This window comes from Citrobacter sp. CK191 (assembly GCF_030333435.1).
Taxonomy (GTDB): domain Bacteria; phylum Pseudomonadota; class Gammaproteobacteria; order Enterobacterales; family Enterobacteriaceae; genus Citrobacter_B; species Citrobacter_B koseri.
Window position 1 is genome coordinate 117258 of sequence record NZ_JAOWFX010000021.1, and the last position, 14159, is coordinate 131416.

Here is a 14159-nt window from a genome sequence, read left to right on the forward strand (position 1 = left end):
AAATTTTATGGCTGGTTTGAAATTACAGGCAGTAACCAAAAGCTGGGACGGCAAAACCCAGGTCATACAGCCGTTAACGCTGGATGTGGCGGATGGCGAGTTTATTGTGATGGTTGGGCCGTCCGGCTGCGGTAAATCGACGCTGCTGCGTATGGTGGCCGGGCTTGAGCGGGTAACGAGCGGCGATATCTGGATTGACCGCCAGCGCGTTACGGAGATGGAGCCGAAAGACAGGGGCATTGCGATGGTGTTCCAGAACTACGCGCTCTACCCACACATGAGCGTAGAGGAGAACATGGCGTGGGGGCTGAAGATTCGCGGCATGGGCAAAGGGCATATTGCCGAACGGGTGAAAGAGGCGGCGCGGATTCTGGAGCTGGACGGTTTGCTCAAACGCCGTCCACGCGAGCTTTCCGGCGGCCAGCGCCAGCGTGTGGCAATGGGGCGTGCGATTGTGCGCGATCCGGCCGTCTTCCTGTTTGATGAGCCGTTGTCCAACCTTGACGCTAAATTGCGCGTCCAGATGCGCCTTGAGTTACAACATCTGCATCGCCGCCTGAAAACCACCTCGCTGTACGTGACGCACGATCAGGTCGAAGCGATGACGCTCGCCCAGCGGGTGATGGTGATGAACAAAGGCGTGGCGGAGCAAATCGGTACGCCGGTAGAGGTGTATGAGAAGCCCGCCAGCCGCTTTGTGGCGAGCTTTATCGGCAGCCCGGCGATGAATCTGCTGGAGGGGCGCATCAGCGCCGCAGGCACCCATTTTGAGCTGGAGAGCGGGATGGCGCTGCCCGTTAACTGGAACTATCGTCGCTATGCCGGGCGGAAAATGACGCTGGGTATCCGTCCTGAGCATATTGCGCTAAGCTCACAGGCGGAAGGCGGCGTACCGCTGGTGATGGACACGCTGGAGATGCTGGGGGCGGATAACCTGGCGCACGGACGCTGGGGCGATCAAAAAATGGTCGTGCGGCTGGCGCATCAGCAACGCCCGACGGCAGGCGGCACGCTATGGCTGCATTTGCCGGAAAATCATCTGCATCTTTTCGATGGCGAAACAGGACAACGAGTATGAGTAACTGGCCTTATCCCCACATCGTCGCGCATCGCGGTGGCGGAAAACTCGCACCGGAAAACACGCTGGCGGCGATTGACGTGGGGGCGCGGTGCGGACACACGATGATTGAGTTTGACGTGAAGCTGTCGAAAGACGGCGAGATCTTTCTGCTGCATGACGACAACCTGGAGCGCACCAGTAACGGCTGGGGCGTGGCGGGGGAAGTCAACTGGCAGGATCTGCTGCGTGTTGATGCCGGGAGCTGGTTTAGCGGCAAGTTTAAAGGCGAGCCGTTGCCGCTGTTGTCTCAGGTAGCGGAACGCTGCCGCGAGCACGGCATGATGGCGAATATTGAAATTAAACCGACGACCGGCACCGGGCCATTGACGGGGAGAGTGGTGGCGCTGGCGGCGCGGGAGCTGTGGTCTGGAATGACCGCACCTTTACTTTCATCGTTTGAAATTGATGCGCTGGAAGCGGCGCAACAGGCGGCGCCGGAGCTACCGCGCGGTTTACTGCTGGATGACTGGCGTGACGACTGGCATGCGCTGACGACCCGACTGGGCTGCGTCTCTGTTCATCTCAACCATAAATTGCTCGATGAAGCGCGGGTAAAAACGCTCAAGGCGGCGGGACTGCGCATTCTGGTTTACACCGTCAACAAACCCCAGCGCGCGGCGGAACTGTTGCGCTGGGGCGTGGACTGCATCTGTACCGATGCCATTGATGTGATTGGGCCGGATTTTACTGCGGCGAGTTATTGAGCATATCGCCACTCTGTCGCTGGGGCAGCAGATGTTGCTGACCGCTGCTCTGGCGGGTTCCACCGCTTAACATACCGCCATTGTTGTTTGGTAAAACCTGCTCACGCACCTGGCCCTGCTGGACCCGCTGCGCGTTATTGTTCATCTGCGTTTGCAGATGCTGTTGCTGAAGCTGGGTCTGCGTTTTTAACTGCTGGTTAAGCATCCCTTTCTGCTGGGTCTGCTGCGTCTGCATTTGGGTTTGCATCCGCTGTTGACTCGGGATCTGATACCCCGGCTGATTCGGGTTATTCATGGTGTTGATGGGCTGCGCAAAGCCGGAAAACGGCAGTAGCGCCGTTAAAATTAAGAGTCGTTTCATCGTCTTTCCTCCTTTGGGGGGATCTATTAAGTTTACTCCTTTCCCGCCGCAACGATGATTATTTCAGAGTTATGCACCAGGCTTAGTGGGGGGCTGACCCCGTATCTCTGGAGAATAACGATGATGAAACCGACGTTTTTGCGCCGGGTAGCCATTGCTGCTCTGCTCTCAGGAAGTTGTTTTAGTGTTGTTGCCGCGCCGCCTGCGCCACCTCCGGTGTCATACGGTGTTGAAGAGGATGTTTTCCACCCTGTTCGTGCGAAGCAGGGGATGGTGGCATCCGTGGATGCGATGGCGACCCAGGTCGGCGTCGATATCCTTAAGCAAGGGGGAAATGCCGTCGATGCGGCGGTTGCCGTTGGCTATGCGCTGGCGGTGACGCATCCGCAGGCAGGGAACCTCGGCGGCGGGGGTTTTATGCTGCTGCGCACCAAAGACGGGAACACCACGGCGATCGACTTCCGCGAAATGGCGCCAGCCAATGCCACCCGCGATATGTTCCTGGACGATCAGGGCAATCCTGACAGTAAAAAATCGCTGACGTCGCACCTGGCGACCGGTACGCCGGGCACCGTGGCCGGATTCTCGCTGGCGCTGGAGAAATACGGCACCCTGCCGCTCAACAAAGTGATACGCCCGGCGATGAAACTTGCGGATGAGGGATTCGTCGTCAACGATGCGCTGGCGGATGACCTGAAAACCTACGGTAGTGAGGTGCTGCCGAATTATGAAAACAGCAAGGCTATTTTCTGGAAAGACGGCGAACCGCTGAAGAAGGGCGACAAGCTGGTGCAGAAAAACCTGGCGAAAAGTCTGGAGATGATTGCTGAGAATGGCCCGGATGCCTTCTACAAAGGGGCAATAGCCGACCAGATCGCACAGGAGATGCAGAAGAACGGGGGGCTTATCACCAAAGAGGATCTGGCGGCTTACAAAGCGGTAGAACGCACGCCGATTAGCGGCGACTATCGCGGGTATCAGGTCTTTTCGATGCCGCCTCCGTCCTCCGGCGGCATTCATATCGTGCAGATCCTCAATATCCTTGAAAACTTCGACATGAAGAAATACGGGTTTGGCAGCGCCGATGCCATGCAGATAATGGCTGAAGCGGAGAAATATGCCTATGCCGATCGGTCGGAGTATCTCGGCGACCCGGATTTTGTGAAGGTGCCGTGGCAGGCGCTGACCAGTAAAGCGTATGCGAAATCCATCGCCGATCAGATAGATATCAATAAAGCCAAACCGTCCAGCGAGATTCGCCCCGGTAAACTGGCGCCGTATGAAAGCAATCAGACCACCCATTTCTCGGTGGTGGATAAAGACGGCAACGCGGTGGCCGTCACCTACACCCTGAACACCACGTTTGGCACCGGGATTGTGGCGGGAAACACCGGAATTCTGCTCAACAATGAGATGGATGACTTCTCCGCGAAACCTGGCGTACCAAACGTTTACGGTCTGGTGGGCGGCGATGCTAACGCCGTAGGGCCGAAGAAACGTCCGCTGTCGTCAATGTCGCCGACCATTGTGGTGAAAGACGGCAAAACCTGGCTGGTGACAGGTAGCCCTGGCGGTAGCCGGATTATTACCACCGTGCTGCAAATAGTGGTCAACAGCATCGATTTCGGGATGAACGTCGCTGAGGCGACCAACGCACCGCGTTTCCATCATCAGTGGCTGCCGGATGAGCTGCGCGTGGAAAAGGGCTTTAGCCCGGATACGCTGAAACTCCTGGAACAGCGTGGGCAAAAAGTCGCGCTGAAAGAAGCGATGGGCAGCACCCAGAGCATCATGGTTGGACCGGATGGTTCGCTGTACGGCGCGTCTGACCCGCGCTCAGTCGATGATTTAACGGCGGGATATTGAGGTAAGTGGCCCTCTTCGGTGGAAGGGGGCTTGACTTATTAGACATAATTTTGGGAAGGATTATAAAATTCAAGGCTAAAGAAGTTGTTGTTGGTTTTTAAGGAAGTCAAAACCATTTTGGGAAACTCTGTAGCGTGGTCTTGATTTGTCCTTACCGTATACGACATCAACTAATCCGTGATTAACCAGAATAGTTACGATATTAGCAACGTTACTAAATCCAGGAATGTTTCTGGTAGCAAGGGTACGATCCAGAACCATCCAGTTTCAGTTAATGTCTTTTTCTGCCATAACTTTCAATACGTTAAACTCAATTATAGTTATTGTCATATATAACTATTTGATTTTTATTTATTGCTCTTTACCTTTTTAAAGGTGTTTTTTTGTGATGCATTAGATAATTCCCAATGATTCTGGAAGGTTTCTAACATATTCTGCTTTATCACTTGTATATTTTTTTGATAAATTTTTAAATATATTAGCCATGTTGTCTCTATCTTCATGGTTTAAGGATTGCAGTTCAGCTGAAATACCTTCCATTGCTTCTACAGCGCAGTCAGGATCAAGCAAATCAGGGCTGGTAAACTCCAAAAATATAGCCAGATCGACAATGATTTTTGCAAGTTTCACTTCACTGTTCTTTAACAATTTTCACCTCTATATTTTTGATTCCCAATTCATCAAACATCTTTTGTGCGCGACTTGCTTGAGTTTGATTTGGTACTTCCCAACGTCCTGTCATTTTGTTATTGTTCAATGCCTCGGACTGTCTTATTGCTTGATCTTTAGCTTTTTGAGTCGTAACTACAGATATCTTCCTGTCTATCATTACATTTCCATCAACTCCATCAAAGCGAACCGGCCTGCTATTATTTTTTGTATCGGTTCTATCTATGGTTGGTGCTTGACCTTTTTGAGTATTAATGTTTGAACGAGCACCAGTAGCTGAATCGTTATAATTTCTTGCTCTTTGACTCATTCCTGCATTTTCATCAACCCATTTAACCTTTTTTAATTCCTCTAACTGCCTTAGGTTGGGTTGTTTTCTTGCAAAGAGTATAGATGCAGCAGCAATACCCAGTCCAATTGTTTTTTCATTAAGCACCTGCTCGTAACCAGCAGGTGCATCGCCACCTAATTTATCCGCAGTGGCCCTGAACGCCTCTATATTCCCGTTGTAAACGCCGCCTGCGGCAAGCAGTCGGCCGACAGCTTTACTGTTAAGGGTTTTCAATCCCGGATTGACCGGGGGGATAAACAGGCGGTTGTAGTTCTCGGGCAACGCCAGGTAGCTAAACTCAGTGTTGGCAATAAGGTGTTTGCAGAGGATATATTCATAGCTGATGGTTATTGTTTCTGTATCTAAATTATTTTCGCTGAATTGGTGTTGAATACCTGATAGAAATGCTCCCCGCAGTTGAATATAATAATACTTCTCCCATCTACCGAATCTATTGATGCGGTAGAAATAAAACTCCATATACAACTGCTCGTTGTTGTTAATAGCATTAACAAACAACGGTGTGCTTTTATCGATCAGTTTACAAAATCGCAGTCCATGCAGTTGAGAACCTTTACCAGTACTGGTTATGCTATTCGAGAGTGAAAATACGAAAATTTCATCCTCGTGTCCGGTTTGCCAGCGGTTGCCCACTGAGGCTATCGTTCCACATCCATCGGAAATAGCACCTTGCAGCTCCCCTGCAATTGTCAGGTAGACAATATTTCCCATTATTACCTTATCCTTTAATAACGGCATGCTAAATGTATTAGCCGTGAATCCTTTCTTTATTATCTGTTTACGCTCTATTCTCAGATTCGTATACAGAGTTAATAAATGTTTTCACTTTAGCCAAATATTATTGAGGATATTCTTAATTGGGCAGGGCTACTTTTAATTACGGGATATTCCCCTCTCCTGGAGAGAGGGGAGGCGAAAATTACTTCATCCGCGCCATAAAGTATGCGTCTACATACTCGCCGTTACGCAGTGCGTACTTCTTGCCGGTGCCTTCAATCTCAAAACCATGCTTCTTGTAGACCGCCACGGCGGGTTCATTATCGACAAATACCGTTAGCTCGATACGCTCCACGCGCAGCCAGTTATCGCACATGTCGATCATGGTACGGAGCAGCGCGCTGGCGACCCCACGGTTTTGCCACTGCGCATCAACGCTGATGCCAAAATCGGCGACATGGCTGCGGCGCGGACGCTGGATGACCGCAATGGTGAGATGTCCAACGACAGTATCGTCAATACAGGCGACCAGCTGTTTGATGCCGGGCTGGTCGGCTAGCCGCTCCTGCCACATCGCACTGGAAGGGTGAGGAACCTGTAGCGTGTTGTGATACACCTCCGGCTGGGCATGGATCTGACGAATTGCGTCGTAATCTTTTGGTTCCGCGTGGCGTATCACTATCTCGCTCATTTCTGCACCCTTAGCAGGTTAAAAGTCCTTTTAAACATCATTGACTTTAAAAACGGAGTCAACTGCATTTTTTTGCAAAAAGTATTGGACAAGTGCGAATGAGAATGATTATTATTGCTCTGCGTTCAGGGAGACCCTTGCGGAGAACCTGAAAGCACGACATTGCTCACATTGCTTCCAGTATTACTTTAGCCAGCCGGGTGCTGGCTTTTTTTTTGAGCTGGGTGTTCGGCCTGGCTTACTTGTCATTTTGTCCCCGGGAAGTGCTCGTGCTCCTCACGTACATTTAGTACGCTCCGGGCCCTGCGCGCTTGCCGTGAACAAACTGACCGCGACGCCGACGACCGATCTTGAGGCTGTAGGCCGGATAAGCATAAGCGCCATCCGGCATCACAAGAGCCATTACCGGATGACGGCTTTGCCTTATCCAGCCTACGATCGTTTCACCGCTATTTCCCACATGTTGTTTGCGCTATGGTGTATGCAATCACCTTTCAAAAAGGACACTCCCATGACCTTACACTGCGCATTTATTGGCTTTGGTAAAAGCACCACCCGCTACCATCTGCCGTATGTTCTTAACCGTAAAGGCAGCTGGCATGTTGCGCATATCTTCCGCCGTCACGCGAAGCCGGAGGAGCAGGCGCCGATCTACTCGCATATTCACTTTACCAGCGATCTTGATGAAGTGCTGAACGATCCGCAGGTAAAACTGGTGATCGTCTGTACCCATGCGGACAGCCATTTTGACTACGCCCGGCGTGCGCTGGAGGCGGGAAAAAACGTGCTGGTGGAAAAACCGTTTACGCCAACGCTTGTCGAGGCGAAAGTGTTGTTCGAACTGGCGCGGAGCAAAGGGCTGACCGTCACGCCGTACCAGAACCGCCGCTTTGACTCCTGTTTCCTGACTGCCAAAAAAGCGATTGAGAGCGGCAAACTGGGCGAGATTGTTGAAGTTGAAAGCCACTTTGATTACTACCGACCGGTTGCGGAAACCAAACCTGGCCTGCCGCAGGACGGCGCGTTTTATGGCCTCGGCGTGCATACGATGGATCAAATTATTTCGCTGTTCGGACGCCCGGACCATGTGGCCTATGACATCCGCAGCCTGCGCAATAAAGCCAACCCGGATGATACGTTCGAAGCGCAGTTGTTTTACGGCGATCTGAAAGCCATCGTTAAAACCAGCCATTTAGTGAAGATCGATTACCCGAAATTTATCGTTCACGGCACCAGAGGCTCGTTTGTGAAGTACGGCATCGACCAGCAGGAAACCAGTCTGAAGGCCAATATCATGCCCGGCGAACCGGGGTTTGCGGCGGATGATTCTGTCGGCCTGCTGGAATACGTTAATGACGAAGGCGTGACGGTGAAAGAAGAGATGAAACCGGAGGTCGGCGACTATGGCCGCGTTTATGACGCCCTGTTCGAGACCATTACGCATGGCGTGCCGAATTACGTCAAGGAATCTGACGTTCTCACCAACCTTGAGATCCTTGAGCGGGCGTTTGAACAGGCGTCTCCGGCCACAGTAACCCTTGCGAAATAAACAAAATCAACGCCTCTGGGCTTGTTCATAATTTTTGAACAGAGGAGTCAATTTTCACCCTCTATGATCCCGTCTGGATTGGGTTCACACTTACTCCATCGAAAACATCTGGGGGGTGAATACAATGATCTACTTACGCAAAGCAAACGACCGTGGTCATGCGAATCATGGCTGGCTGGATTCCTGGCATACTTTCTCTTTTGCAAACTACTATGACCCTAACTTTATGGGCTTCTCGGCACTGCGCGTGATTAACGATGACGTTATTGAAGCAGGCCAGGGCTTTGGGACGCACCCGCATAAAGACATGGAAATCCTGACCTATGTGCTGGAAGGCGCAGTGGAACACCAGGACAGCATGGGTAACAAAGAGCAGGTTCCTGCCGGTGAGTTCCAGATAATGAGCGCCGGGACGGGCATTCGTCACTCGGAATACAACCCGAGCAATACCGACCGCCTGCGTTTGTATCAGATTTGGATCATGCCGCAGGAAAACGGGATTACACCGCGTTACGAGCAGCGTCGTTTTGACGCCGTACAGGGCAAACAGCTGGTGCTGTCGCCGGATGCGCGCGACGGTTCGCTGAAAGTGAATCAGGACATGGAACTGTACCGTTGGGCGCTGCTGAAAGACGAACAGTCGGTACACCAGATCTCCGCCGAACGCCGCATCTGGATTCAGGTGGTGAAAGGTAACGTCACCATTAACGGCACCAAAGCGTCTACCAGCGACGGTCTGGCGATTTGGGATGAGCAGGCGATCTCCATCCATGCCGACAGCGATAGCGAAGTGTTGTTGTTCGACCTGCCGCCAGTTTAAAAATACACGTCATCCTTCAATCCGCATCTTTGTTGGCTTCCTGGCTTACCCCGGTCGCGTACTTTATGTACGCTTCCGGGGATTCACTGCGTCGCCGCCTTGATGCAACTCGAATGATTTAGTGTATTTCTCACAATACAAAAACAACCTTAGTTTTCTCTGCGAAGGTTCATGCACGTCCGTGGTAAACTGGGGAAATCTATCCCTTTTATGCCTTTCAGGACGATGAAAAAGAAAAGACCCGTACTTCAGGATGTGGCTGACCGCGTAGGCGTGACCAAAATGACGGTCAGCCGTTTTCTGCGTAACCCGGAGCAGGTCTCCGTCGCGCTGCGGGGCAAGATCGCTGCTGCACTTGATGAACTGGGTTACATTCCCAATCGTGCTCCCGATATTCTTTCTAACGCGACCAGCCGTGCGGTGGGCGTTCTGCTGCCGTCGTTAACCAACCAGGTTTTCGCCGAGGTGTTACGCGGAATTGAGACCGTCACCGATGCCCACGGCTACCAGACGATGCTGGCGCACTACGGCTATAAGCCGGAAATGGAACAGGAACGTCTGGAGTCGATGCTGTCATGGAACATTGACGGGTTAATCCTCACTGAACGTACCCATACGCCGCGCACGCTCAAAATGATTGAAGTCGCGGGCATTCCGGTGGTGGAGCTGATGGACAGCAAATCGCCATGCCTCGATATCGCCGTCGGTTTTGACAACTTTGAAGCCGCGCGTCAGATGACCGCCGCGATTATCGCGCGCGGCCATCGTCATATCGCCTATCTGGGGGCGCGCCTCGACGAACGTACTATCATCAAACAGAAGGGCTATGAACAGGCCATGCTGGACGCCGGGCTGGTGCCCTACAGCGTGATGGTGGAGCAATCGTCGTCTTACTCTTCCGGGATTGAGCTGATCCGCCAGGCAAGACGCGAATACCCGCAGCTGGACGGTATTTTCTGTACCAACGACGACCTTGCCGTCGGGGCGGCGTTCGAATGCCAGCGTTTAGGGCTCAAAATTCCTGATGATATGGCGATTGCCGGTTTCCACGGCCACGACATTGGTCAGGTGATGGAACCGCGTCTGGCCAGCGTACTCACGCCGCGTGAGCGGATGGGCAGTATCGGCGCAGAGCGCCTGCTGGCGCGCATACGCGGTGAAGCGGTGACGCCTAAAATGTTAGATTTAGGTTTCACCTTGTCACCGGGTGGATCTATTTAGTCCAACAAATTTGAAGTAGCTCACACTTATTCACTTCTGCCACGAATGGATATTGCTTCTATTCTGGTCCGGCCGGACAATGTTACCGATAACAGTTACCCGTAACAATTCCTGATCCTTGTACTGTGGGGGCACCACTTTGAGCACGACTAACCATGATCACCACATTTACGTTCTGATGGGCGTATCAGGCAGTGGCAAATCCGCTGTCGCCAGCGAAGTGGCGCATCAGCTGCATGCCGCGTTTCTTGATGGCGATTTTCTCCATCCGCGTTGCAACATCATGAAAATGGCCTCCGGCGAGCCGTTGAATGACGACGACCGCACGCCGTGGTTACAGGCGCTGAACGATGCGGCGTTTGCGATGCAGCGAACCAATAAGGTATCGCTGATTGTCTGTTCCGCACTGAAAAAACACTATCGCGACCTGCTGCGCGATGGTAACCCAAACCTGTCTTTCATCTACCTGAAAGGGGATTTTGACGTTATCGAAAGCCGCCTGAAGGCACGTAAAGGCCACTTCTTTAAAACGCAGATGCTGGTAACTCAGTTTGACACGCTGGAAGAGCCGGGCGCTGACGAGAGCGATGTACTGGTGGTGAATATCGATCAGCCGCTGGAAGGTGTCGTGGCAAGCACCATTGAGGTCATTAACAAAGGCAGTAAGTAGTGAGTACATTAACGCTTGTTTTAACAGCAGTAGGTTCTGTTTTACTGCTGCTGTTTTTAGTGATGAAGGCGCGTATGCACGCCTTCGTTGCTTTGATGGTGGTGTCTATTGGCGCAGGTCTCTTTTCCGGTATGCCGCTCGATAAAATCGCGGCGACGATGGAAAAAGGGATGGGCGGTACGCTTGGCTTCCTGGCGATTGTCGTCGCACTGGGCGCCATGTTCGGCAAAATTTTGCATGAGACGGGCGCAGTCGATCAGATTGCCGTCAAAATGCTCAAATCTTTCGGCCACAGCCGCGCGCATTACGCGATTGGTCTGGCGGGGCTGATTTGCGCGCTGCCGCTGTTCTTTGAAGTCGCCATTGTGCTGCTGATCAGCGTCGCATTCTCTATGGCGCGCCATACCGGGACAAACCTTGTGAAGCTGGTCATTCCGCTGTTTGCGGGCGTGGCGGCGGCTGCGGCGTTTCTGCTGCCCGGGCCTGCACCGATGCTGCTGGCGTCCCAAATGCACGCTGATTTTGGCTGGATGATCCTGATTGGTCTGTGCGCGGCAATCCCTGGCATGATCATCGCCGGGCCGCTGTTTGGTAATTTCATTGGCCGCTATGTGGAACTGCACGTCCCGGACGACATTACCGAACCGCATCTGGGCGAAGGTAAAATGCCGTCGTTTGGCTTCAGTCTCTCGCTGATCCTGCTGCCGCTGGTGCTGGTAGGGCTGAAAACGATCGCCGCGCGCTTTGTCGCGGAAGGTTCCAGCGCTTACGAATGGTTTGAGTTTATCGGCCACCCGTTCACCGCGATTCTGGTGGCGTGCCTGGTGGCAATCTATGGCCTGGCGGTGCGTCAGGGGATGGCGAAAGATAAAGTCATGGCGATCTGCGGTCAGGCGCTGCAACCGGCGGGCATTATTCTGTTGGTGATTGGCGCAGGCGGCGTGTTCAAGCAGGTTCTGGTGGATTCCGGCGTTGGCCCGGCGCTGGGCGAAGCGTTAACCGGCATGGGCTTGCCGATTGCTATCACCTGCTTCGTGCTGGCGGCAGCGGTGCGTATCATTCAGGGTTCCGCGACCGTCGCGTGCTTAACGGCGGTGGGGCTGGTGATGCCGGTGGTGGAACAACTGAACTTCTCCGGCGCGCAGATGGCGGCATTGTCTATCTGTATCGCAGGTGGTTCTATCGTGGTCAGCCACGTAAACGACGCCGGTTTCTGGCTGTTCGGTAAATTCACTGGCGCGACCGAAGCGCAAACGCTGAAGACCTGGACGATGATGGAAACCATCCTCGGCACCGTCGGCGCGATTGTCGGTATGATTGCGTTCCAGCTTCTGAGCTGAGTCTTGTTGCCCGGTGGCGCGCCGCTTACCGGGCCTACAAGTGAGCACATATCCACACCGTAGGCCGGGTAAGCGCCACCCGGCTAGCCTTTCATCCACATCCGAATGCCGTCCAGGAACATCTGGGTCGCCATCATTACCAGAATCAACCCCATCAGACGTTCCAGCGCGTTAACCCCTTTCTCGCCCAGCAGACGCAGGAACAGCGACGATTGCAGCAGAATCACAAACGTGCCGCCCCAGGCGATCAGCAGAGCGATGACCAGATGCCCCATCTGGTTCGGATACTGATGCGATAACAGCATCAGCGTCGCCAGGATGGTCGGGCCCGCCACCAGAGGGATAGCCAGCGGTACGATAAACGGTTCTTCGCCCGCCGGGAGTCCGGCGCTGTTGCCTGATGCGCTGGGGAAAATCATCTTAATGGCGATCAGGAACAGAATAATCCCCCCGGAGATCGACACGGTTTCCGCCCGCAGGTTGAGAAAGGCCAAAATTTTCTCGCCCGCAAACAGGAAAATGAGCATCAGTAAAAGCGCAATAAACAGCTCGCGAACCATAATCGCCCGGCGGCGCTTTGGTTCGGTATGTTTCAGTACGGACATGAAAATGGGCAGGTTTCCGAGTGGATCCATAATCAGGATCAATAAAACTGCCGCTGAAATGATTTCATTCATAACTCAAATTCCCTGATAATTACTGCGGACTTTCTGCTTGCTTAGGAAGCGGGATAAGTCGCATTACTGATGGCTTCGCTATCATTGATTAATTTCACTTGCGACTTTGGCTGCTTTTTGTATGGTGAAGGAAGAACCAGTAGGACACTGGTTTGCATACACAGCACACATCTTTGCAGGAAAAAAACGCTATGAAAAATGTTGGTTTTATCGGCTGGCGCGGTATGGTCGGCTCTGTACTCATGCAACGCATGGTTGAAGAGCGCGACTTCGATGCCATTCGCCCTGTTTTCTTTTCTACTTCCCAGCTTGGGCAGGCAGCGCCGACGTTCGGCGGTACGCCCGGCGGCACACTTCAGGATGCCTTTGATCTCGACGCGCTGAAGGCGCTTGATATCATTGTGACCTGTCAGGGCGGCGATTATACCAACGAAATCTATCCAAAGCTCCGTGAAAGCGGCTGGCAGGGCTACTGGATTGACGCAGCATCCTCGCTGCGCATGAAAGACGACGCCATCATTATTCTTGATCCGGTTAACCAGGATGTCATTACCGACGGCCTGAACAACGGCATTAAAACCTTCGTCGGCGGTAACTGTACCGTCAGCCTGATGCTGATGTCGCTGGGCGGTCTGTTTGCTAATGACCTGGTGGACTGGGTTTCTGTTGCGACTTACCAGGCGGCGTCTGGCGGCGGCGCGCGTCATATGCGCGAACTGCTGGCGCAGATGGGCCACTTGTACGGTCACGTAGCCGATGAGCTGGCGACGCCTTCTTCCGCGATCCTCGACATTGAGCGCAAAGTGACGACCCTGACCCGCAGCGGCGACCTGCCGGTTGATAACTTTGGCGTACCGCTGGCGGGCAGCCTGATTCCGTGGATCGACAAACAGCTCGATAACGGCCAGAGCCGCGAAGAGTGGAAAGGCCAGGCGGAAACCAACAAAATTCTCAACACCTCTTCCGTGATCCCGGTGGATGGTCTGTGCGTGCGCGTCGGCGCGCTGCGCTGCCACAGCCAGGCGTTCACCATTAAACTGAAAAAAGACGTGTCTGTTCCGACCGTAGAAGAACTGCTGGCCGCGCACAACCCGTGGGCGAAAGTGGTGCCCAACGATCGTGACATTACCCTGCGTGAGTTAACCCCGGCAGCCGTTACCGGCACGCTCACCACGCCGGTTGGCCGCCTGCGTAAGCTGAACATGGGGCCGGAGTTCCTCTCCGCCTTTACCGTTGGCGATCAGCTGCTTTGGGGCGCGGCAGAACCGCTGCGTCGTATGCTGCGTCAGCTGGCGTAATTGTGGATGGCCTGGTAGCGCGACGACGCTTATCAGGCCCACCAATAACGTGAATCATCAGGCCGGATAACGCATCGCCGCCATCCGGCAAACAAAACAGAGTT

The 14159-nt window shown here is 53.3% G+C and carries 15 protein-coding genes; 9 read left to right on the forward strand and 6 right to left on the reverse strand.

The window, feature by feature from the left end:
- The first annotated feature begins 7 nt into the window (after window positions 1–7).
- Window positions 8–1078, forward strand: a complete 1071-nt coding sequence (locus OGV82_RS04985) for a sn-glycerol-3-phosphate import ATP-binding protein UgpC (RefSeq protein ID WP_012135556.1) — start codon at window positions 8–10, stop codon at window positions 1076–1078.
- Window positions 1075–1824 (forward strand): glycerophosphodiester phosphodiesterase, encoded by a 750-nt coding sequence (ugpQ, locus tag OGV82_RS04990; protein WP_047460612.1) that lies wholly within the window; start codon window positions 1075–1077, stop codon window positions 1822–1824. The genes OGV82_RS04985 and ugpQ overlap by 4 nt, the downstream gene beginning before the upstream one ends.
- Here ugpQ and OGV82_RS04995 read toward each other — a convergent pair.
- Entirely contained in the window at window positions 1805–2185 is a 381-nt protein-coding gene (locus tag OGV82_RS04995; protein ID WP_047460614.1) for a DUF2756 family protein, read from the reverse strand. The genes ugpQ and OGV82_RS04995 overlap by 20 nt on opposite strands.
- Before the next feature lie 120 nt (window positions 2186–2305).
- Between OGV82_RS04995 and ggt the strand changes: the two genes are divergently transcribed.
- Window positions 2306–4051 (forward strand): gamma-glutamyltransferase, encoded by a 1746-nt coding sequence (gene ggt, locus OGV82_RS05000; RefSeq protein WP_047460616.1) that lies wholly within the window; start codon window positions 2306–2308, stop codon window positions 4049–4051.
- Between the two features lie 75 nt (window positions 4052–4126).
- On the opposite strand, the gene OGV82_RS05005 is transcribed toward ggt, so the two are convergent.
- From OGV82_RS05005 to yhhY, 4 genes are all read right to left on the reverse strand, one after another.
- Entirely contained in the window at window positions 4127–4312 is a 186-nt protein-coding gene (locus OGV82_RS05005; protein WP_072025303.1) for a hypothetical protein, read from the reverse strand.
- A gap of 132 nt (window positions 4313–4444) precedes the next feature.
- Window positions 4445–4681, reverse strand: a complete 237-nt coding sequence (locus OGV82_RS05010; RefSeq protein ID WP_223849110.1) for a hypothetical protein — start codon at window positions 4679–4681, stop codon at window positions 4445–4447.
- Window position 4682: 1 nt separating this feature from the next.
- Window positions 4683–5783: a type VI secretion system tube protein TssD gene (gene tssD, locus OGV82_RS05015; RefSeq protein ID WP_227657974.1), complete on the reverse strand. Its 1101-nt coding sequence runs from the start codon at window positions 5781–5783 to the stop codon at window positions 4683–4685.
- A gap of 208 nt (window positions 5784–5991) precedes the next feature.
- Window positions 5992–6480, reverse strand: a complete 489-nt coding sequence (yhhY, locus tag OGV82_RS05020; protein ID WP_047460623.1) for an N-acetyltransferase — start codon at window positions 6478–6480, stop codon at window positions 5992–5994.
- Window positions 6481–6991: 511 nt separating this feature from the next.
- Between yhhY and OGV82_RS05025 the strand changes: the two genes are divergently transcribed.
- The 5 genes from OGV82_RS05025 to gntU all read left to right on the forward strand — a co-directional run bounded on the left by OGV82_RS05025 (window position 6992) and on the right by gntU (window position 12080).
- The gene (locus OGV82_RS05025) at window positions 6992–8029 is read left to right on the forward strand and encodes an oxidoreductase (protein ID WP_047460626.1); all 1038 of its coding nucleotides are present in this window, start codon (window positions 6992–6994) and stop codon (window positions 8027–8029) included.
- Between the two features lie 124 nt (window positions 8030–8153).
- Entirely contained in the window at window positions 8154–8849 is a 696-nt protein-coding gene (gene yhhW / locus OGV82_RS05030) for a quercetin 2,3-dioxygenase (RefSeq protein WP_012135544.1), read from the forward strand.
- A 225-nt stretch (window positions 8850–9074) separates the two neighbouring features.
- Window positions 9075–10070 carry a gluconate operon transcriptional repressor GntR gene (gntR, locus tag OGV82_RS05035; RefSeq protein WP_024131020.1) on the forward strand — a complete coding sequence of 332 codons (996 nt, stop codon included), beginning with the start codon at window positions 9075–9077 and terminating at the stop codon, window positions 10068–10070.
- A gap of 139 nt (window positions 10071–10209) precedes the next feature.
- Window positions 10210–10740: a gluconokinase gene (gene gntK / locus OGV82_RS05040; RefSeq protein WP_047460632.1), complete on the forward strand. Its 531-nt coding sequence runs from the start codon at window positions 10210–10212 to the stop codon at window positions 10738–10740.
- Window positions 10740–12080, forward strand: a complete 1341-nt coding sequence (gene gntU / locus OGV82_RS05045) for a gluconate transporter (RefSeq protein WP_047460635.1) — start codon at window positions 10740–10742, stop codon at window positions 12078–12080. Before gntK ends, gntU begins: the two co-directional genes overlap by 1 nt.
- Before the next feature lie 83 nt (window positions 12081–12163).
- Here gntU and yhgN read toward each other — a convergent pair whose 3' ends face one another.
- Window positions 12164–12757 carry an NAAT family transporter YhgN gene (gene yhgN, locus OGV82_RS05050; RefSeq protein ID WP_012135540.1) on the reverse strand — a complete coding sequence of 198 codons (594 nt, stop codon included), beginning with the start codon at window positions 12755–12757 and terminating at the stop codon, window positions 12164–12166.
- Between the two features lie 191 nt (window positions 12758–12948).
- On the opposite strand from yhgN, the gene asd reads away from it, so the two are divergent.
- A complete protein-coding gene (gene asd, locus OGV82_RS05055; protein WP_012135538.1) occupies window positions 12949–14055 on the forward strand; it encodes an aspartate-semialdehyde dehydrogenase in 1107 nt (368 codons plus the stop codon).
- Window positions 14056–14159 lie beyond the last annotated feature (104 nt).